22 protein-coding genes and 3 pseudogenes are annotated in these 19,272 nt (G+C 56.9%); 10 read left to right on the forward strand and 15 right to left on the reverse strand.

Going from position 1 to position 19,272, the window contains the following annotated elements; genetic code table 11:
- The first annotated feature begins 27 nt into the window (after positions 1 to 27).
- Positions 28 to 507 (forward strand): nuclear transport factor 2 family protein, encoded by a 480-nt coding sequence (locus CKW32_RS10950; RefSeq protein ID WP_095184891.1) that lies wholly within the window; start codon positions 28 to 30, stop codon positions 505 to 507.
- Positions 508 to 563: 56 nt separating this feature from the next.
- Here CKW32_RS10950 and CKW32_RS10955 read toward each other — a convergent pair whose 3' ends face one another.
- On the reverse strand, positions 564 to 1,712 hold the full coding sequence (locus CKW32_RS10955) for a PQQ-dependent sugar dehydrogenase (RefSeq protein WP_032891272.1): 1,149 nt from the start codon (positions 1,710 to 1,712) through the stop codon (positions 564 to 566).
- A gap of 11 nt (positions 1,713 to 1,723) precedes the next feature.
- Positions 1,724 to 2,038: a hypothetical protein gene (locus CKW32_RS10960; protein WP_032891269.1), complete on the reverse strand. Its 315-nt coding sequence runs from the start codon at positions 2,036 to 2,038 to the stop codon at positions 1,724 to 1,726.
- 184 nt (positions 2,039 to 2,222) lie between these two features.
- Here CKW32_RS10960 and CKW32_RS10965 point away from each other — a divergent pair, with 184 nt between their 5' ends.
- Both CKW32_RS10965 and ligD read left to right on the forward strand, forming a co-directional pair.
- Complete coding sequence (locus CKW32_RS10965; protein WP_032891268.1) at positions 2,223 to 3,050, forward strand: Ku protein; 828 nt, start codon at positions 2,223 to 2,225, stop codon at positions 3,048 to 3,050.
- Positions 3,051 to 3,074: 24 nt separating this feature from the next.
- On the forward strand, positions 3,075 to 5,537 hold the full coding sequence (ligD, locus tag CKW32_RS10970) for a DNA ligase D (RefSeq protein ID WP_095184892.1): 2,463 nt from the start codon (positions 3,075 to 3,077) through the stop codon (positions 5,535 to 5,537).
- Between the two features lie 18 nt (positions 5,538 to 5,555).
- Here ligD and lpxO read toward each other — a convergent pair whose 3' ends face one another.
- Positions 5,556 to 6,455, reverse strand: coding sequence for a lipid A hydroxylase LpxO (gene lpxO, locus CKW32_RS10975; RefSeq protein ID WP_032891264.1), 900 nt, complete (start codon positions 6,453 to 6,455; stop codon positions 5,556 to 5,558).
- 240 nt (positions 6,456 to 6,695) lie between these two features.
- Between lpxO and CKW32_RS10980 the strand changes: the two genes are divergently transcribed.
- Positions 6,696 to 7,082 carry a TIGR03067 domain-containing protein gene (locus CKW32_RS10980; protein ID WP_095184893.1) on the forward strand — a complete coding sequence of 129 codons (387 nt, stop codon included), beginning with the start codon at positions 6,696 to 6,698 and terminating at the stop codon, positions 7,080 to 7,082.
- A gap of 136 nt (positions 7,083 to 7,218) precedes the next feature.
- On the opposite strand, the gene CKW32_RS10985 is transcribed toward CKW32_RS10980, so the two are convergent.
- The gene (locus CKW32_RS10985) at positions 7,219 to 8,031 is read right to left on the reverse strand and encodes a bifunctional 2-polyprenyl-6-hydroxyphenol methylase/3-demethylubiquinol 3-O-methyltransferase UbiG (protein WP_032891262.1); all 813 of its coding nucleotides are present in this window, start codon (positions 8,029 to 8,031) and stop codon (positions 7,219 to 7,221) included.
- A 157-nt stretch (positions 8,032 to 8,188) separates the two neighbouring features.
- Here CKW32_RS10985 and CKW32_RS10990 point away from each other — a divergent pair, with 157 nt between their 5' ends.
- A complete protein-coding gene (locus CKW32_RS10990; RefSeq protein ID WP_095184894.1) occupies positions 8,189 to 9,427 on the forward strand; it encodes an MFS transporter in 1,239 nt (412 codons plus the stop codon).
- Between the two features lie 54 nt (positions 9,428 to 9,481).
- Here CKW32_RS10990 and CKW32_RS10995 read toward each other — a convergent pair whose 3' ends face one another.
- From CKW32_RS10995 to CKW32_RS11010, 4 genes are all read right to left on the reverse strand, one after another.
- The gene (locus tag CKW32_RS10995; protein WP_095184895.1) at positions 9,482 to 9,679 is read right to left on the reverse strand and encodes a hypothetical protein; all 198 of its coding nucleotides are present in this window, start codon (positions 9,677 to 9,679) and stop codon (positions 9,482 to 9,484) included.
- A 145-nt stretch (positions 9,680 to 9,824) separates the two neighbouring features.
- Positions 9,825 to 10,178 carry a hypothetical protein gene (locus tag CKW32_RS11000; RefSeq protein WP_032891258.1) on the reverse strand — a complete coding sequence of 118 codons (354 nt, stop codon included), beginning with the start codon at positions 10,176 to 10,178 and terminating at the stop codon, positions 9,825 to 9,827.
- A gap of 60 nt (positions 10,179 to 10,238) precedes the next feature.
- Positions 10,239 to 10,871, reverse strand: a complete 633-nt coding sequence (locus CKW32_RS11005; protein ID WP_177434267.1) for a hypothetical protein — start codon at positions 10,869 to 10,871, stop codon at positions 10,239 to 10,241.
- A 92-nt stretch (positions 10,872 to 10,963) separates the two neighbouring features.
- Positions 10,964 to 11,566 carry a hypothetical protein gene (locus CKW32_RS11010; protein ID WP_143499365.1) on the reverse strand — a complete coding sequence of 201 codons (603 nt, stop codon included), beginning with the start codon at positions 11,564 to 11,566 and terminating at the stop codon, positions 10,964 to 10,966.
- 214 nt (positions 11,567 to 11,780) lie between these two features.
- On the opposite strand from CKW32_RS11010, the gene CKW32_RS11015 reads away from it, so the two are divergent.
- Positions 11,781 to 12,347 carry an isochorismatase family protein gene (locus tag CKW32_RS11015; RefSeq protein ID WP_095184898.1) on the forward strand — a complete coding sequence of 189 codons (567 nt, stop codon included), beginning with the start codon at positions 11,781 to 11,783 and terminating at the stop codon, positions 12,345 to 12,347.
- 430 nt (positions 12,348 to 12,777) lie between these two features.
- Positions 12,778 to 13,338 (forward strand): fasciclin domain-containing protein, encoded by a 561-nt coding sequence (locus CKW32_RS11020; protein ID WP_095184899.1) that lies wholly within the window; start codon positions 12,778 to 12,780, stop codon positions 13,336 to 13,338.
- Positions 13,339 to 13,428: 90 nt separating this feature from the next.
- Here the strand turns inward: CKW32_RS11020 and CKW32_RS28530 are convergent.
- Positions 13,429 to 13,629 (reverse strand): annotated as a pseudogene (locus CKW32_RS28530) (phage tail protein); the annotation flags it as partial.
- A 68-nt stretch (positions 13,630 to 13,697) separates the two neighbouring features.
- Here CKW32_RS28530 and CKW32_RS28535 point away from each other — a divergent pair.
- On the forward strand, positions 13,698 to 13,952 hold the full coding sequence (locus CKW32_RS28535) for a Pathogenicity locus (RefSeq protein WP_032891253.1): 255 nt from the start codon (positions 13,698 to 13,700) through the stop codon (positions 13,950 to 13,952).
- Positions 13,953 to 13,988: 36 nt separating this feature from the next.
- Here the strand turns inward: CKW32_RS28535 and CKW32_RS28540 are convergent, their stop codons facing one another.
- On the reverse strand, positions 13,989 to 14,120 hold the full coding sequence (locus CKW32_RS28540; protein WP_256583473.1) for a hypothetical protein: 132 nt from the start codon (positions 14,118 to 14,120) through the stop codon (positions 13,989 to 13,991).
- Between the two features lie 118 nt (positions 14,121 to 14,238).
- Positions 14,239 to 14,886 carry a hypothetical protein gene (locus tag CKW32_RS11035; RefSeq protein WP_095184900.1) on the reverse strand — a complete coding sequence of 216 codons (648 nt, stop codon included), beginning with the start codon at positions 14,884 to 14,886 and terminating at the stop codon, positions 14,239 to 14,241.
- 480 nt (positions 14,887 to 15,366) lie between these two features.
- Between CKW32_RS11035 and CKW32_RS28835 the strand changes: the two genes are divergently transcribed.
- Both CKW32_RS28835 and CKW32_RS28545 read left to right on the forward strand, forming a co-directional pair.
- The gene (locus tag CKW32_RS28835) at positions 15,367 to 15,570 is read left to right on the forward strand and encodes a hypothetical protein (RefSeq protein WP_371854000.1); all 204 of its coding nucleotides are present in this window, start codon (positions 15,367 to 15,369) and stop codon (positions 15,568 to 15,570) included.
- Between the two features lie 892 nt (positions 15,571 to 16,462).
- Positions 16,463 to 16,648, forward strand: a pseudogene (locus CKW32_RS28545) (site-specific integrase); the annotation flags it as partial.
- Here the strand turns inward: CKW32_RS28545 and CKW32_RS28550 are convergent.
- From CKW32_RS28550 to CKW32_RS11060, 4 genes and pseudogenes are all read right to left on the reverse strand, one after another.
- A pseudogene (locus CKW32_RS28550) lies at positions 16,632 to 16,825 on the reverse strand (hypothetical protein). The pseudogenes CKW32_RS28545 and CKW32_RS28550 overlap by 17 nt on opposite strands.
- 53 nt (positions 16,826 to 16,878) lie before the next feature.
- Positions 16,879 to 17,124: a hypothetical protein gene (locus CKW32_RS11050; RefSeq protein ID WP_095184902.1), complete on the reverse strand. Its 246-nt coding sequence runs from the start codon at positions 17,122 to 17,124 to the stop codon at positions 16,879 to 16,881.
- On the reverse strand, positions 17,121 to 17,399 hold the full coding sequence (locus CKW32_RS11055) for a hypothetical protein (RefSeq protein ID WP_095184903.1): 279 nt from the start codon (positions 17,397 to 17,399) through the stop codon (positions 17,121 to 17,123). Before CKW32_RS11055 ends, CKW32_RS11050 begins: the two co-directional genes overlap by 4 nt.
- Positions 17,400 to 18,272: 873 nt before the next feature.
- Positions 18,273 to 19,235: an alpha/beta fold hydrolase gene (locus CKW32_RS11060; protein WP_017530053.1), complete on the reverse strand. Its 963-nt coding sequence runs from the start codon at positions 19,233 to 19,235 to the stop codon at positions 18,273 to 18,275.
- Positions 19,236 to 19,272: the final 37 nt, after the last annotated feature.

A 19,272-nucleotide genomic window follows, 5' to 3' on the forward strand; every position in this document is an offset into this window, starting at 1 on the left:
CCACTTTGTCTAAACAGGAGCGTTGAAATGTCATCCACCCCAGAAACACGCCCGCCGCTGCCGCCATTCACCCGCGAATCAGCGATTGAAAAAGTCCGCCTGGCCGAAGACGGTTGGAACTCCCGCGACCCACAACGTGTGTCCCTGGCTTACACCCTGGACACCCAGTGGCGTAACCGCGCTGAATTCGTCCATGGCCGCGAAGAAGCCAAAGGCTTTCTCACGCGCAAATGGGCCAAGGAGCTGGATTATCGGCTGATCAAGGAATTGTGGGCCTTCACCGACAACCGCATTGCCGTGCGGTATGCCTATGAATGGCATGACGACTCCGGCAACTGGTTCCGCTCTTACGGCAACGAGAATTGGGAGTTCGACGAAAACGGCCTGATGGCCAACCGTTTTGCCTGTATCAACGACAGGCCGATCATGGAAAGCGAGCGGCTGTTCCATTGGCCGCTGGGCCGACGCCCGGATGAGCATCCGGGGTTGTCCGATCTCGGCCTGTAAAACCTGGTGCGGTTCAAATGTGAGAGGGGGCAAGCCCCCTCCCTACGCTGAGCGCCTCAGTCCTGATTAAGGCCGACCCGATACAACGCACCATCATCCTCATCCGTCAGCACATACAAAAAGCCATCCGGGCCCTGCCGCACATCGCGAATACGCGCCTTCAAACCTCCCAGCAAACGCTCCTCGTGGATGACCTTGTCGCCCTCGAACTGCAACCGAATCAGCTCCTGGCTGGCCAGCGCGCCGATGAACACGTTGTGCTGCCACGCCTTGAACCGGTCACTGTCGTAGAACGCCATGCCGCTGATGCCCGGTGACTTTTCCCACACATGATGGGGCGCCACGGTACCTTCCGCCGTCTTGCCTTTGGCCTCCGGAATCGGCGTCAGGGAGTAGTTGATGCCGTGCGTCGCCAGGGGCCAGCCATAGTTTTTGCCACGTTCGACGATGTTGATCTCGTCACCACCACGGGGGCCGTGCTCGTTTTCCCAGATCGTGCCGCTCCAGGGGTTCAGTGCCAGTCCCTGTGGGTTGCGTTGGCCGTAGGACCAGATTTCGGGGCGTACGCCCGGCTGACCAACAAAGGGGTTGTCATCCGGCACGCGGCCGTCGGGGTAGATCCGTACGACCTTGCCTTGCAGCTTGTCCAGGTCCTGGGCAGTGGGTCGGTCGTTGTTTTCGCCCAGGGTCACGAACAGGTACCCATCCTGGTCGAAGGCCAGGCGCGAGCCAAAGTGATTGCCGGTGGAGAGCTTCGGCTCCTGGCGCAGGATGACTTTGAAATCGATCAGGCCGCTGAGGTCCGCCGCCAAACGTCCACGTCCCACCACAGTGCCGGCCGTGCCGCCTTTGCCGCCGCCTTCGGCGTATGACAAATAGACCGTGCGGTCCTCTTTGAAATCGGGCGACAGAACCACATCGAGTAAACCGCCCTGCCCCTTGGCCCACACCTCAGGCACGCCGCTCAGCGGAGCCGAGAGCTTGCCATCCGGGCTGACAACGCGCAGGTGGCCAGGGCGTTCGGTAACCAGGAAACCTTGCTGGTCCGGCAGAAACGCCACGGCCCATGGGTGGTCCAGGCCTTTGACGATCGAGGTGACAGTGAGGCTGCCTTGTTCACTGGGGAACTGCTGCGAATCGGCGGCGTAGACCGTCGTCAGGGTCGTCGCGCACATAACGGCTAACAGGGTTTTGCGTATAAACATAAGACGAGTCCTTACCGGCGATTGCCGTTGGCATCAAACGTGGGGGCTTTAGTGTCGGTGGCCGGGCGGCTGGGCGCGGCCTCACGCTGGGGGTAACGGTTGCCGATGCCGCCGTTTTCCAGGGTCGGCGGGCGCGTGGCCGGCACGGTCTGGATACCGCGAATCGCCGGCGCATTGGGCTGCGTGCCCTGCATGCTGTTGGGGTTGGCCCGGTGAATGGGGCCATTGTTGGTGTTGTTGCCGCCAGGCAGGTTCTGCGCTTGAGCGGTGGCTGCAAGTGCCAGGCTCAGCGCCAGCACTGCAAGATGACGCACGCGGGTGATCATGACAAAGCCTCTCTGGGACGAGGAGTACCTGCTTTCGATACCACGCTACGCCTGGGGTTCGGCTTTGGTAACTAAATACTTCCTCATCAGGTGTAACACGATCTGTCCGCGCATCCATCCAGGGAAACTTTTTTAACCGCCCGCGAGTCACCCGAACACAGTCTCTTCTCAAGGAATCGCACTTATGCCACGGGCCATCTGGAAAGGCGCCATCAGCTTCGGTTTGGTTCATATCCCTGTATCACTGGTCTCCGCCACGTCCGCACAGGGCGTGGATTTCGACTGGTTGGACAAGCGCAGCATGGACCCGGTGGGCTACAAGCGCATCAACAAAACCACTGGCAAGGAAGTGACCAAGGAGCACATCGTCAAAGGCGTAGCGTTTGAGAAGGGACGCTATGTGGTGCTCAGCGAAGAGGAGATTCGCTCGGCCCACCCCAAGTCTACTCAGACCATCGAAATCATCGCCTTTGTCGCCAGCGACCAGATCCCCTTGCAGAACATCGACACGCCCTACTTCCTGGCGCCGGACAAACGCGGCGGCAAGGTCTACGCGCTGCTGCGGGAAACCCTCAAGAAAACCCGCAAGGTCGCCCTGGCCAATGTGGTGCTGCACACCAAGCAGCACCTGGCGGCATTGATGCCCCTGGAGTCCGCACTGGTGCTGGTGATGCTGCGCTGGCCCGCCGAGGTGCGCAGCCTGGATGAATTGGAACTGGGCAGCGACGTAACCAAACCCTCCCTGGCCAAAGGTGAACTGGACATGGCCAAGCGCTTGGTGGAGGACATGAGCGCCGACTGGCAACCGGATGCCTACCGCGACAGCTTTCAGGAAAAAATCATGGCGCTGGTGGCGAAGAAGGCCAAGGCCGGCAAGATTGAAGATGTGGAATCCAAGGAAGGCAGCGAAGAGCGCAAGTCGGCCGATGTGCTCGACCTGACCGAACTGCTCAAGCGCAGCCTGGCGGGTAAGCCTGCGGCGAAAAAAACCGCCAAGAAAAAGGCCTCTTGAGCCTGGTATTACAGGGAGAACGCCATGGCAAAGCCGCTGAGTGAATACAATCGCAAGCGCGATTTCGAGATCACCGCAGAACCTTCCGGCAAGGCGACCACGGGCAAACGAAAGACGTCAGCACTGTCGTTCGTGATCCAGAAGCACGACGCACGCAACCTGCACTATGACTTTCGCCTGGAACTCGATGGCGTGCTCAAAAGCTGGGCCGTGCCCAAGGGCCCAAGCCTCGACCCCAGCCAGAAGCGCTTGGCGGTTCACGTGGAAGACCACCCGCTGGGCTACGGCAGTTTCGAAGGCAGCATCCCGGCCGGTCAATACGGCGCCGGTGATGTGATTGTCTGGGACCGTGGGGTCTGGCAACCCCATGACGACCCACACAAGGCTTACGCTGCCGGCAAACTCAAATTCACGCTGGTAGGTGAAAAACTCTCGGGCGATTGGGCGCTGGTGCGCACTCGCTTGAAAGGCAGCGGTGACAAGGAACAGTGGCTGCTGATCAAAGAGCACGACCAACAGGCGCGCCCTGCCGCCGACTACGACATCGTGCAGGCTGAGCCTAAAAGCGTGCTCAGTGATGCCTCCATCGCCCCCACCAAGAACCAGCCGAAAGCCAAGAAAGCAGCCGCTGCACTGCCCGAGCAATTCACACCGCAACTGGCAACCCTGGTAGACCGCGCGCCCGACGGGGACTGGCAGTATGAAATCAAGTTTGATGGCTACCGCATGCTGGCGCGGATTCGCGAGGGCGAAGTCCGCCTGTTTACCCGTAACGGCCATGACTGGACCGAGCGCCTGCCGCGGCAGGTCAAGGCCCTGCACGCCCTCAAGCTCAAGGACAGTTGGCTGGATGGCGAAGTGGTCAGCCTCAACCCTGAAGGTTTACCGGACTTCCAGGCCCTGCAAAATGCCTTTGACAGCGGCCGTAGCCTGGACCTCGTCTATTACCTGTTCGATGCGCCGTTTCTGGATGGCGCAGATCAGCGCCAGGCCCCCGTAGAGGATCGCCGGGCCATGCTCAAGGCGGCGCTGTCTGGAAGCAAAAGTAAGTTACTGCGGTTTTCTGAAGCCTTCACCGCCCATCATCAGGACATTTTACAGAGCGCCTGCAACCTGGCCCTGGAAGGCGTGATCGGCAAACGCATGGGCAGCCCCTACACGTCCGCTCGCAGTACTGACTGGATCAAGCTCAAATGCCGTTTGCGCCAGGAGTTTGTGATTGTCGGACATACCCGTCCCCAGGGTTCGCGCAGCGGTTTTGGCGCATTGCTGCTGGCGGTGAATGACGACAGCGGGCTGAGGTACGCCGGTCGCGTCGGCACCGGTTTTGATCAAGCGTCGTTGGAGGCTATCTACACGCAGCTCAAAGCGCGGGCGCGCAAAAGCTCGCCTTTGCACAAACCTCTGACCAGTGCCCAGGCGCGAGGCGTGCAGTGGGTGGAGCCGACGCTGGTGGGGGAAGTACAGTTTGCCCAGTGGACCCGTGACGGTGTGGTGCGCCACGCCACTTTTATGGGCCTGCGCAGCGATAAACCGGCCGCGCAGATCGTGCACGAACAGCCGCAGGTGGCTGAATCCAAGAAAGCCCCGCAAGCCAGGACCGTGTTGAAGATCACCCACCCTGAGCGAGTGATCGATCCACTAAGCGGCACGCAAAAGCAGCAATTGGCGCAGTTCTACGAAAGTATCAGCGAGTGGGTCCTGCCCTTTCTGCGCCATCGCCCGGTGTCCTTGCTCAGGGCTCCGGAAGGCATCGAGGGCGAGCAGTTCTTTCAGAAGCACTCGGAACGCCTGGCGATTCCCCATATCAAGCAATTGGACGCCGCGCTGGACCCAGGCCACGCGCGGCTGATGGAGATCGACAGCGTCCAGGCACTAGTCGGCGCTGTGCAAATGGGCACCGTCGAATTTCATACCTGGGGCGCCACCTCAGACAAGATCGAAACCCCTGACCTGTTTGTGCTCGACCTCGACCCGGATCCCGCGTTGCCCTGGAAAAGCATGCTGGAAGCGGCACAACTCACCTTGTCGGTACTGGACGAACTGGGCCTCGCTGCGTTCGTCAAAACCAGCGGCGGCAAAGGCCTGCACCTGGTAGTGCCGCTGGCGCGACGGGACGGTTGGGAGCCGGTAAAAGCCTTCGCCAAAGCCATTGCCCAGTTTATGACCGCGCAACTGCCGGAACGCTTTACCGCCACCTCCGGGCCGAAAAACCGTGTGGGCAAGATCTTTATCGATTACCTGCGCAATGCACGGGGCGCGAGCACCGTGGCCGCCTACTCGGTACGGGCTCGGCCAGGGCTGCCGGTGTCGGTGCCGGTCAGTCGTAAGGAATTGCAGGGGTTGCGTGGCGCGCAGCAGTGGACGGTGGCCAATCTGCACCAACGCTTACAGGGACTGAAGGAGGATCCGTGGGCGGGTTATGCCCATCGGCAGAAGATCAGCAAGAAAATGTGGGACAAACTGGGCGCCCAGCCACCGCAGTGAGGACGCCCCGGCCGAGCGTTAGATGAGCACGAAGATCAGCGCCAAGGCCGCGAAAATCGCCCATTTTTCCAGGTAGTAACGGGTGCGGTTGCGTTTCTTCAGCTCTTTGCCGCGCAGGCGGATCTTGTACAGCCGCGTAAACGCGCGGTTCAGTCCGCCGGTCTTGTCGCCAGCGTCGTTGGGCGAACCCGCCGCCGCCATCACTGTGCGGCTGAACCAGCGGTTGAACGCCGCAGCCCAGCGGTATTTCATCGGTCGCTCGACATCGCAGAACAGGATGATGCGGTTCTGCTGCGTGGTGTTTTCGGCGTAGTGAATATAGGTCTCGTCGAACATCACCGGTTCACCGTCACGCCAGTAGTAGCTCTCACCGTCCACATTGATGTAGCAGCCAGGATCATTCGGGGTATCCAGGCCCAAGTGATAACGGTAAGAGCCGGCGTAGGGATCGCGATGGCGTACCAGTTTGGAACCCGGCGGCAGCTCGGCGAACATCGCGGCCTTGATCGAGCCGATGCTCTGCACCAGCTCGGTGGTGCGCGGGCAGAGCTTCATTGCGGAAGGATGGCTGTCGCCGTACCACTTGAGGTAGAAACGCTTCCAGCCCGACTTGAAAAACGAGTTGAAGCCCACGTCGTTGTACTGGTCAGAGCGCTTGATTGCCCCTGCCCTCATGAGGTTTTGGCCTTCCTGGCGAATCTCTTCCCAATGCTCCTGCAACGGGCTTAGATCAGGGAAGTCGCTGGGCGAGAGAAACGGTCGACCGGGGAGTTTGGAGAACAGGTATAGAAAACAGTTGATGGGTGCCAGGAAGGTTGAATGGTCACTGAGCTGGCGACCCAGTTTGTGTCGCACCCGGCCACGCAGGTGTACATACGCAATGGAGGCGACATAGAGAACAACAATGATGAGCTTCAAGGGATTTCGTCACACGTCAGTAGAGAACAGGCTGCTCCTGCGTGCCCACGACGGCCGAGGATGAATAGCAGCACCTGAAATCACAATTCACAGACAGGCAACATGAGCGGCTTGATGACAAGCGGTTACATGGCCATTGGCAGTTATTTAGCCATATTCTGTAACGAAAAGTTAACTAAGAATTGTGAAAAGCTGTCTACTTAGGCAGGGTTCGCACCTGCACAACTACAAGGAATGGTTATGTCGCCCACTTTAGATCCGGATCATCAGGCCCTTCAGGGCGCCTGGGAGCAAACGTCACTTGAGGACAGCGGTGTCCTGAACCCGGTAGACGCTCACACTGCGCCCGGTGCCATAACCACCATTTCAGGCGACCGCTTCGAAGTGAAAACCGTGCAGGGCGACCTGTTGCTGGCCGGCCGATTCTCCCTGGACAGCAGCACTACACCAAAAAGCATTACGTGGGTCGATTCCATGGGCGATGACGCCGGCAAGCCGTTGCCTGCCAGCTACCGCCTTGATGGCGACGAATTTGTATTTATCGCGGCCGATGAAGGGATGCCCAGGCCCACCGTCTTCAGCACCGGCCCCGGTCAGACCATGCGCAGTTTCGTGCGGCGCGCTTGATCAATGCGCCGTCCGAACCTGCGACATGCTTTTCACACAGCCTTCACTTTCGGCGCGATAGGGTAAAGCCTACCTACTCCAGTGAATCCCTTGGCCCGCCTCTTTAGCGGGCTTTTTTTTGCGTGGACAAACCGTATCAGGCAGGCCTTTTAGTGGCGGTCAAGGTAAAGCACAGCGGCAATTGCGCCGCTTGGTGCTCGTACTGATCGTAGAGTTCTTCACGATTGGAATGCGCGTATTCCTGCAAGTGACTGATCTGCAGGTCTGCGCAAATCGCGGCGCTCACCACATCGCCCAACGTGTGCACGTACCAATAGGAAGTCGGTCCGACTACCTCACCCTGACCTTCATAGACAATCGACTCCTGCAGCACAAAGGGTTCGCGCTGAAAGTACGAGCTGGCAGGTAGCAGCGGGTTCTGCGCCCTGGGGTCGAACACTTCCAGGAACGGATGGGTTTCGTACATCACCAGCGAACCGCCGGGCTTCAGCGTGCTGGCGACATGGCGCATGAACAACGCCACATCCGGCATCCAGCCGAGCACGCCGATGGTGACCAGGGCGATATCAAAGCGCTCGTGTAACCGCTGCGGCAACTGGTGGATATCGCTTTCGATAAATTCAGGAGCATGAGGCGACACATCGGCAAGCTCACGCGCTTGCCGGAGAAACGCGGCGGACTGGTCCACCCCCACCACCGAGCGTGCGCCGAGGGCGAACAGCGACAGGCTTTCTCGACCGTTGTTGCAGCCCAGTTGCACCACGTCCTTGCCGGCGACACCCAGGTCCTGCAGAACCCCTGTAATGGTTGGGTCCAGGCAGGAAAAATCGGCGTTACCAACACCGGTCAGCAATGCGCTCCAGGTGTCGGTGGTTTTATGCAGGCCGGCAGATTGGTCCCAGGCGTCCTTGTTGCTGGCAATTGCCTGTTGGGCTGAGGGCATGTCCATTGCGTCTCCAGATAAGTCTTACGGCGGGGCACCGAAGATAAGCCACATGCCGGCGTATTGAAACTCCAGGCAACTGCGGAAACTTAACGCTCACCGCGCAGGTCATTAACGCAATGAGTGTTCAGCCGTTGAACGCCCCCTCTGCGAAGCCGTCATCGTGGCCAATCACTCCGACCTGCGAAATGCCTTGTCCCTGGACAGCCTGAACTTCTTTCTGGCGGATGTGCGCGACGGCCTCGGCCCGTACCTGGCCATCTACCTGCTGGCCGTGCACAAGTGGGACCCGGCCAGCATCGGCGTGGTCATGACCCTGGCGGGCATCGCCGCGCTGCTCACCCAGGGCCCGGCGGGCGCACTGATCGACCGCACGCGCAGCAAACGCGCCGTGGTTGCGCTTGCCGCCATCCTGGTGACCGCCAGCTGCCTGGTGCTGCCCTTCGTCAGCTCCTTCAGCCTAGTGGCGTTGACCCAAGCTGCCAGCGCCGTCGCCGCGTCCGTGTTCGCCCCGGCGATTTCCGCTATTTCCCTGGGGATCACCGGCCCGCGGGCATTTACCCGCCGCACCGGGCGCAATGAAACCTTCAATCACGCCGGCAACGCCGTGGCCGCGCTGCTCGCCGGTGGATTGGCCTACCTGTTCGGACCGGTGGTGGTGTTCTACCTAATGGCGTTTATGGCGGTGGCCAGTGTGGTCGCGGTCAGTTGCGTGTCAGCCAAGGCCATCGACCATGAAGTGGCCCGCGGCTTCGACCCTGCCCACGCCACCGATCATGAACAGCCGTCGGGCCTGAAGGTATTACTGGCCAACCGTCCGCTGCTGCTGTTTGCCATTTGCTGCGCCTTGTTCCACCTGGCCAACGCCGCCATGCTGCCGTTGGTCAGCCAGAAGCTGTCCCAGATCAACCTGCAGATGGCCACCCCGCTGACCTCGGCCTGTATCGTCGCCGCGCAATTGGTGATGGTACCGATGGCCTGGCTGGTAGGGGTCAAGGCTGACGTGTGGGGACGCAAGCCGCTGCTGATATTCGGTTTCATGATTCTGCCGCTGCGTGGCGTGCTCTACACGGTGTCCAGCGATCCCTATTGGCTGGTGGCTGTGCAAATGCTCGACGGCATCGGCGCAGGGATCTTCGGCGCGCTGTTCCCGGTGATCGTCAAAGACCTGACCCAGGGTACCGGGCGTTTCAATGTCAGCCTGGGTGCGCTGTCCACCGTGTTTGGCTTGGGCGCGGCACTGAGCAACAGCCTGGCGGGGTTCGTGGTGCAACAGGCGGGCTACAACGCGGCCTTCTTAACCCTGGCGGGCGTGGCGGGCGCTGCGTTGGTGCTGTTGTGGGTGGCGATGCCGGAGACGTTGGAGAAACCGCTCTATGCGCCCCATGTGCCTGCAGCATGATAGAAGCGACATAGAAAACCCGGCACATGGCCGGGTTCCTTTCTCTACACATATTCAGTTGTCGGGATGTTCGCTGGCGACCGAATCGGCAGCATCGACATCGGACATGTCCTCTTCTAGAGGTGCATCATCGTCCGGCGGCAGAGGGATATTGTCCTCATCATTTCTCGGGTCGTGACCTGTCTCGTTGTCTGTGCCACGTGTTACGGCCTGCTGTGAAAGATTGCCGGGGGCGTTCTCATTGATGTCCATGCTGGCTCTCCGTTCTTACGCTCGGGATATCCGCGCTTAAAGATGTGAGGCGGCAGATCCTGGCAAGTGCCAAGCATTAGACGAATGGCGAAAAAATACAGGCATCGTGTGCGGACCTTTTAGCTACCAACTGCGTACGCACTGATTACCGATAGCCGTCCGGACTCGTCTTCCTCAGGTTTTCACAAATATCACGCAGGACATCCGCAAGTGGAGGTTGGAGCAGAAAGGACTTCATTTCCGAGACTGCCGCTTTGTATGAAGGATCAGCGTTGACCCTCCGGAACTCGGACTTTCTCTCTTCGCTGAAGGTGGGATCACTGACCAGTCCTTCTAGGGTCAAGCCACGCTCGGGATTTCGCTCGTCGCATATCTCAAGTGCAGCGATGAAGCTGACGGCGACCTTTTCTTCGCGTATCGGGTGAGTTGCTGTAGCTGCCTCGACTGCAGTGGCAGCGGATAGAAGCCCCCACAACGCTGCGCTTTTTCCTGAGAACACTTATTTACTCCTGATTTGGGCAACTGAAACTGCCTCTCACTTATGGACCGTATGAGTCGTTCATTTGTCCAGATTCAGTAGTTCGTGCATCCGCTCGCCAATTATTCCTCGCAGCCAGGCAGCATGAAACTCCATCTCTTTCAGGGAAGTACCCTCAGCAAATTGGTATTCGAACACCTTGTCCTTCGGCCCCCGATACACAACGCTGAAATGACCATCGCGGTCATACGAAGCGACTACGTAGGGGCAGATGTAAATAATGTCGCTAAACAGCACGCGCACTTGGGTGGGTTTACGTGCGCGACGGATGAGAGTGAGGGTAAGCAGTTGCTGGTTTTCGTCGAACGTAAAGGCCTGCACCCTAGGCTCAGAGAAAATCCACGCGAAGACCAATCCCATAACCACGACAGAGCCGAGCAGGAACAGGATGAGCGACGACGTTGTAAAACTCGACTCATCGCTGGACGGCACATCCTGCATCGCACCGAGCCAGATAACGAGCAAGATCGCCAGCCCGAAGGCAGGCAATAACATAATCACCGCAGCGCAAAAGCCCAAAATGGCCGAACCCGTGCTGCCAATGATCGGTAAGTCCGGACCACCCTGCCAAATAGATGGGTGGGCGGCGGGATTTTCAGTGCGTGGTGCGGCGGGTGGTGCGGCGACGTGGTGAGGTGGACTTGGACGATTCATTAGGCAGGCTCAAGGGTGCTGTATAGACGGTACCACTACTGCCACTTCTCTAACCCGCAGAGCGTATTGATTCAACGGGTATGAAGGCAGGGCTACAGAAGCTGTTTCATGAACTCCTGAGTCGGAACATCAAGCCCCATGCTCTCACCGAACACCACCTTGATCCCATCATTGGCAATTAACAGCATCTCGCAGTGCATACCAATGGCAGTCGTCAAATGGTTGAAATCACGCAGTTCTTCCACATACTTGTCTTTATAGGATTGCAGCCGATGAGAGGCCAGGTCTCTGAGACTCGGGTCAGTTTCTTGAGCTAAAGCGCCCTCTTCTGCTAACAGACGTCGCTTAGTCAACCCCACTTGTAAGTTGGACATCCGAAAGCGCGTGTATGTGCGTATGACGCTTATGGCGCGAGATGTGAACTCGATTGCCGCGTCTTTTTTCGTCTCGGCACCCGACCAATCGGCAGATTGCATCTCCAGCAAATCCGCTGTTAGCGCCTTCTCGGCATCTTCACCGCGCGCCAAGAAGCTAGACAGGTCTAATGCCGGCTCAGCGTCAAAAGCAAGTAGGTGCGAGGCGACTAATGATGACGCTTTAGCCACATTGTCACGGCCCTGATATGCGCTCCATCCAGAACCGGCTATTCCACATCCAAAAACAATCAGCAAAAGCGCGACGGTAATTTTTCTCATGGATCCCTCCAAATCATCCAGAAAGGCTATCACGGCGAGTTTCAAAAGCGGAATTGAGCCAATTGGCATCATGACAATGACTAGAGCGCGGGGCTTCTTGAGCGCGCGCAGTAAAGCCTAGTGCGCTCAGAACATCTTTCCTGTAATGCGTTGCTGGTGGAGGCCAGGTCCAGCACACTAAGTCCGCGCTTTTCACTTGAAGGAGTAGGTTCAAATGACAGCTCTACCAGGCTCGATCCCGCTTGTTATCCTGGACGTTCAAGATGCGATTGATAGACCAAACTGGGATGGAAAAAGTAATCCTGAATACTTGGCAGTGATCCAGCGCCTTCTAGGCCACTGGCGATCAAACGGCTGGCCAGTTATTCATGTGAAGCACGATGAGCGCACTCCTACATCCAGCTATTTCGTCGACGGCCCGTGGAATGGCATCAAGAAAGAGGTCGCCCCGATACAGGGAGAAGCCGTCATCATCAAACAGGAAAACTGCGCCTTTATTGGCACCGAATTGGATGCCACTCTCACACAGATGCAAGTAAAACGGTTGGTGCTGACGGGCGTTGTTATTCACAACAGCATGGACGCCACCGTCCGTGCGGGGAAAGCGCTCGGATACAGCATCATCTTACCGTCAGATGCAACGACCGCCGTGCCCGTTGTTGGGGCGAATGGAAAGTCTTGGGACGCGACAACCGTTCATGAACTGACCCTAGCAATACTCAATGATGAATACGCCGACGTAATGTCATCGGACGAAGTGATCGCACAATTCACGCTATGAACTATGAAGGTACCCAGTGCCGCAGAAGCATTTGACACGCATCAATCGCCAGCTATTTCGACAGGCGTAAGCATGTCCTTTGGGTACCGAAAATACCTAGCGCATATCGCAATTGGAGTGACCTTTATCTTTTCCCCCACGCTGCTCCAAGCCAAACACCGGAGCAGACGATCATTCCAGCGTCTGCCAGTAATAGGGATGGCAACTTGCGCTTCATTGCGTGATCCCTCACAACAGAGTCGAACCCCTAACATACCGTCCTGTCCAGGCATCCAGCGTGGGTGGCATTCCAGTGAAAGTAACCGACAGGTTTGAACAGGCAGGCACTGCGCTTAAAAAGTTATTTTATGAGGAGGTGCATCCACTTTGATCGTTGGCTCGTAGATTCAATACCCTCACCCGGAGGGCATAAGAGCCAAGGAGATACATCATGCACGCTTTTTTCAAAAAACTTGCTGCAACAGCCTGCTTCGCGATTCTCTCCGTAACTGCAACGTTCAGCTTTGGTGCCGACCCCGTAATGGTCGGAGGTGCAGCTATGTACCCGACCAAAACCATCGTTGAGAACGCGGTCAACTCGAAGGACCACACGACACTGGTAGCCGCTGTCAAAGCTGCCGGCCTGGTTGATACGCTCAATAGCAAAGGTCCGTTCACCGTGTTCGCCCCCACAAACGAAGCCTTTGCAAAGCTGCCAGCGGGCACCGTCGATACTCTGGTCAAGCCTGAGCACAAAGCCGACCTAACTAAAATTCTGACCTACCACGTCGTGCCGGGCACTCACACATCGGCACAACTGATGGCCGAAGCCAAAAAGAACGGCGGCACCGTTGTGTTGAAAACAGTTCAAGGTGAGTCGCTCAATATCAAGCTGCATGACGGCAAGCTTTGGGTGGTGGATGCCAAAGGCGGTAAGGCTGGTATCAGCATCGCAGACGTAATGCAGTCCAACGGCGTAATCCATGTTGTGGACTCAGTGTTGATGCCTTAAGCGCTCTTTAAGCCCGGCAGACGCAAAGCTTGCCGGGTATTGGCAACCTGCATAGACACTTCAGTTAATCCGAATTCAAGGTATGGAAATTTCGCCGGGTGGCGCTGGGTGAGAGCCTAGGTAAATCCCGGCATGATGAGGGTGAACCGTGTGCCCGACCTGCATCACGATCATGTCGCCACGCTGCGGCCGTCTAAGTGAACGAACCTGCCAGCAGTCCCAGGCACCGTGAACAAACGAACGCTTGAGCAGCGGCGCCTGTCCGTTCGGCATGATCGTCCAAAGGTCACCGGCCTGTTGAGGCACCCTGTAGCGTCAGGCACACTTGCGCGGACTCATCGCCCAAAAAGGAATTTACGATGCCGTTTTCACCGGAGGAAAGAGCCGCTTTGCTCGCGCTCAAAGGCGTAGGACCAACCGTCATTACTCGGCTTGAGCAAATGGGTATCGAATCGCTCGCCGAACTCCGCAAATCAAATGTTAGTGACATCCTGGCTCAAGCATCCGCGGCATTAGGCTCGACTTGCTGGAAGAATAGCCCTCAAGCCAGAGCGGCCATCACCGCTGCAGTGGAGCTTGCGAAGCGCTCTACAGAGCAAATCCCGGCCCGGTAGGCACGTTCGATTGACTCCCAGTCGGGTTGCTTTTGGTCATGGAGAATCCCCTACCATCTGATGGGTCTGTGCATGGGCATGGAGCAAGCGTTGGGGCAGACCGGAAGCCTTTGCAGCGTCCACAGCATCGGCAATTGCCTTGTCGAGCAGGCGCAGCAGACAGTCCATGCGCTGGTCTCCGCGGGGCATGATTGAACAAAATGTCTTCTTAGCCAACAACGAAAAAGCCCAGCAGTCGCGCTGGGCTCAGATATGAAAACTCAGTAAAAAATATGAGCCGTGCTACTTAATCCTTGCAACGCGTTTGCGGCGACTCCGTACCTGCGAGCCTTTTTGGCAATGCAAACGGCAGGTTAGGGATAGAGGTAAGCTCGACTACGCCAAACATGCACATAAGCACCGCATTCCCATCCGCGTTTGGTGCGCTGCTGAGTCCAACCAGGGCCTCATAGTCTTTCCCGGGCTCCAGAGTGAATACTTTCGCCTGGCCTGGGCAAACAGCGTAAGTGCTGCCGTAGCTGCCGGCGGACGCACCCAATGTTGCGATCTGAAAGGGTGCATCCGTTTTAACGCGGTACTCAGCCACAATCTCGGTGTATAAGCCTTCGGCCATCCGAACAGATCCGATGTACTGCTGAAGCTTGGGTGAAACCCTTCCCGGCATTCCAAGACTGGCGGGCTTAAGTGGGTACTGGGGGTAGTTAATGCTCGGCTGCCCTTCCTCTGAGAAGCGGCCAGCTTCAGCCATTTTGTGGCGAGTATCCGGGGCGCAGCTGCCCGTCACACTATCGCCAAACACATTAGAATTGGTGATCACACGAACGCGAGCCGTATTGTCGGCCTGAGGTGGATCGACATAGGGAACAGAGGGGAACCCGCCACAACCAGCAAGGGCGATAGACGAAGAAAACAGGAGCAACCAGGTATTACGCATGTACTACATCCTTGAACTTACCTAAGCGCCATCGTGTGCGAATCAGACTAAAAACTCTAGACATTAATCCTCAGTAAAAACCTGACAACGCGCTTTATATTTTCTTGCTTGCCCGGTTTGTCCAGCCTCTTGGGCATCTAAAGTATCTCCGCTGCGACGGCAATAACAGTTTGCGTTTTTGAATCAGCTCAGGCATCACTCCTTGCTCAGAGCGGAAGATGTGGCGGGGTCGAAAAAGAAAGGACCTTAGTGACGGCTAAAGCCTCAAAAGTCTGCATGAAATTGATAGACCGAACGATCGGAAGGCTAACTAGTCCAACGCTTACCGGATCAGATAACGCAGCGTCCGCAGTTCGGCCATCACCCTATCTCTCGGTATCACCACCCGACAGACCTCTCTGAATTCCAGTTTCCAGGATTGACCCTTTTGGGTATGGCTTCGGCCAAGAGGCTCTAAAGGAAAATTTAATACCCTATAAAATTCATTATCTACACGATGGGAAGCCGGAGCACTTCTATACGAATGCAACGGCGTTCAGCGAAAGCGATGCGATTCGCATGGCCACAAGACACGCTGGTGAGGGCCCTGAATATTGGATACCGATAGGTCTGTCTCGGGACTCAATATTAAAAATTGCCGACAAGCTGGGTATTACGAAGGTCCGTTGGAATAAAGCCGGGTAAAACCACCGGCGCCGCCGCAGTTCTAACTCGCAAAGTTCGCGAATAAAAAACCCGGCGCGGTGGCCGGGCTTAGTTGGATGATCTCCAGCGCAAGCTCGGCCGTTGAATAAGCCCGAACCGCCCTTGGATGAGATTGAAAAAGAGACGAAGACGGCCCACGTCTGTCGCGGCGTCGCCTGGGGGGGGGGGAAGTGGTGGAGCGCACTAAAACGGGTGCAGACCGCTTGGTTTTGTGGAATGCCCCTGCCATGCCCCCCCCTTAAAGTCGTCGGTGAATACGCAGAGCGTCAGAAAAAGGGAAAGCCACAGGGCCTTGAGACGCCTTTTATTTTCCTGCCGTCATGGACTCCAGAGCCCCCTAACTCGAACGTTACCTGCAAAGGCATTAATAGGGCCCCGGCGCCGAAAGTTCTTAATACCCGTCGTCCTCTGCCATACAACTGTCGTCACACATATGCGACAATGCGCGCCAAATTCCAACACACATCCCCATTTTTTTGCTCAGCGACCGGGTTTCGCGCCTTGATGTCGCTGTTGATGCATGCCTGACGGCGCCTGCTGCCATGCTCGCAACCCATTGATAGGTAAAGTAATTGATCTCCACAGCTAACATCACCATGCGGTATGAAACGCATTCTGATGATTACTGCTGATCAGTGTTTACTGGGCCAAGTCGTCATGAGTAATCAACGATAAAGTACATAAATGCACCCGTTGGTCCCAAGATTGGTCCCAACGGGCAAATTTCAGCCCATGCCGAAACTGCATAACCCTTCCCCGGCGGCCTGCCGACTGAACACAAACCACCAAATAGCCCCACTACTCCTGAGACATCTCACATCGCAGCATTCGGTCAAAAGCGGACCTTCGCGATGACTTCTCCAATCCTGAAACCCACGCAAGTGCGTTGCTGGCCACAGGTATTGCCTCAATCGATTGGATCGCTGAACAAATGGGGTATAGCAACGGGAACATGATTCGCCAGCACTATGGAACGTTGATCAACGAGGATGGGCCTGACGTGGTGGGGATGCTGCAGTTGGCCCTAAAGCTTTCGCCGGTCACAGCTCTACACTGAACCCAGTGATACCCACCGTTCGGCAAAGCGGCCCACCGCCGTCAGGCTTGCCCAGGTGCGCAATGGCTCACGCCGCGAGCGCACCGGTACCAAGCTCGCAGTTGGGCCGCCCAGTCGGATAGACAATGTCCACTTGCTGATTTGGCCGGCAACACGGCCGACGACGGCTTGCCGGATAGCCTACTGGCTTGCTAGAGCCTTTAGCGTGTCCGATTGGATCGCCTCGCCGATCACGGTGCCAGCTCCTTACGGCGCAAGTCGGCGGCGACATCTACCGCAATAAATAGCGCCTCGACGGTGGACGGGGTCAGCGTGCGCGACGCTTGTACCCCCTCCACAAAGCCTTCGGCGCGTTCCTGGGCCAGTTCTAAAGCGCGCAAATCTGCAACACGCCCGAGGCGTGCCAGGTGACTGGCCAAATTGACACGGATCAAGTCCGGTAGGCTGACCCCGTTAAGGGAGAACACGTCGCTCATATGTTTTTCGCCGCTGTATTGACGCCCAAGCGATCCGCGCCAGTCTTCCAGACCTCGGCCAGAGTGGCTGTCATGGCCAGTTCTGTTTCGTTTGCAATCAGTTCAGCATCCCGCAAGGCCTGCGTATAACCGACGGCGTTATCGTAAGCCCGTATAGCAACAGCCTCGTCTCTAGCTGCATGTAGAGCGCTCAAACGCAAATACCAGGCTCTTTGGACCCTCTCGTTTGGTAAACCGGGCTGATCGGTGTTGACGAATACGTTGGTGACTGGCATGCCCGATTCCTAAATGTTAAGCGCAGCTTGTGCGCTAACCAGTACAAGGGGCACCGGTACGCCAGTATAGGGGGGCGTGGTTACCGCAGCCAACGAAAAAGGCCCCCGCACCGGGCGAAGGTGTGGGGGCCTTTTCAACATAAGCGGTGTTATGTCGAGCTAGGCAATACCGAAATTTCTTACTCGCTCAAAATTTGGCAGAGTCGCTTTTCAAGCGCGGATTTGAACAAGATTCGTAGATTGCATGCATCGAGATCTGAAATAGTCCCATCTAGTCGAAGCCTAAAAATCAGGTCATGCGTCCGAATCTCACGGCTCCGTGCTTCAAGTGCGCTGGGTGCGTACGCAATCCCGGCGAGCAAATGAGCCGTCACGCCCTTCGCGGGATGAACATTACTCCTGGCAACAGACATAGCTTCTTTCCCTCGGTCGCAAACGGTTGAATAAACGCTTACGAATCTGCGCTTACCTGTACTGAGTAGTGGGTCCAACACTAAGTTCATGAAGAAACGATGTGCACCCCATCTTGCCAGTAAATACGCACCAAAAAGAAGCGCCAGTCCCATGGTGGTCCCATGGAGCTATTTTTTGAACGCCAAAAACCACAAACCCCCGACTTTCTCTAGTAAAATCAGTGGTTTGCGTTTTCAGAATGTGGCGATGAAGGAGAGATTCGAACCTGCAACAAGTCAATCAGCTAAACAATTCACTCGGTATCCGCGCAATGACGGCTTCCGGCCAAAAGCAGTCAGTCGGATGTTTCTACGAAGCTAGGCGCTATTGAGCCACGTAACACACAACACGCTAACGAGTGAGTAGAGAGGACCAGCAACAGCGAGCGCACGGCCCGCCGTTGCAGAAGTGCGACAGGACTTATTTTTGCTGCACCACATTCCGGTCTAGGAAACGGTGGATTTCGCCACTGATCTCGTTCAAGTGTGTTTCCAGTGCGAAGTGCCCGGTGTCGTAGAGATGTACCTCAGCTTTGGGAATATCACGCTTGAACGCGTTCGCTCCTGCCGGGAGAAAAAACGGATCGTTCTTTCCCCAGACGGCCAACATCGGCGGCTGATATTTGCGGAAATACGCCTGGAACTCGGGGTAGCGCTTCACATTGGTAGCATAGTCTGCGAACAGGTCTAGCTGGATTTCATCGTTACCTGGTCGCGAAACGAACGCGTAATCCAAGGTGTATGTTTCAGGTGCGATACTGTCAGGGTCCGCTACGCCATGCGTGTATTGCCACTTGATTGATTCTGGTTTGAGCAGCTCGCGCAATGCGTTGCGGTTCTCGGCAGTGGGAGCGTTCCAGTAACGTTGAATCGGGTTCCAGCCCTCGCTGAGGCCTTCAACGTAAGCATTCCCGTTTTGGCTGATGATTGCGCTGATTCTATCGGGGTGTGCGACGGCCATCCGCCAGCCTACAGGCGCACCGTAGTCGAACACTTGAAGAGCGTAGCGATTCAGCGCAAGCGCTTCAGTAAATCCGTCCATGGTTTTGGCGATGTTGTCGAACGTGTATGAGTACTTCGCCCGATCAGGGCTGTCCGAGAATCCAAAACCTGGGAAGTCAGGGGCAATCACGTGGTAACGGTCCGCTAGCTTCGACATCAAGTCGCGATACATGAATGATGAGGTAGGGAATCCATGAAGCAACACGATGGTTGGCGCCGATGGGTCGCCCGCTTCCCGATAGAAGATGCGGACCCCTTTTACCTCTACAAAATGGTGTTGTACGTCGCTTGCCCTTTGGTGGCTAATGTCGGCTGCTTCCACTCCTGCGCTGGCGAGCGCTGCACTAAGGGCAGTGGCGGCTAACAAAGTCTTAATGCTCATGCAAACTCCTTGGACACTGAATGAAAAAGATAAGTGG

Source organism: Pseudomonas sp. Irchel 3H9 (genome assembly GCF_900187495.1).
In the GTDB taxonomy this organism is placed as follows: Bacteria; Pseudomonadota; Gammaproteobacteria; order Pseudomonadales; family Pseudomonadaceae; genus Aquipseudomonas; species Aquipseudomonas sivasensis.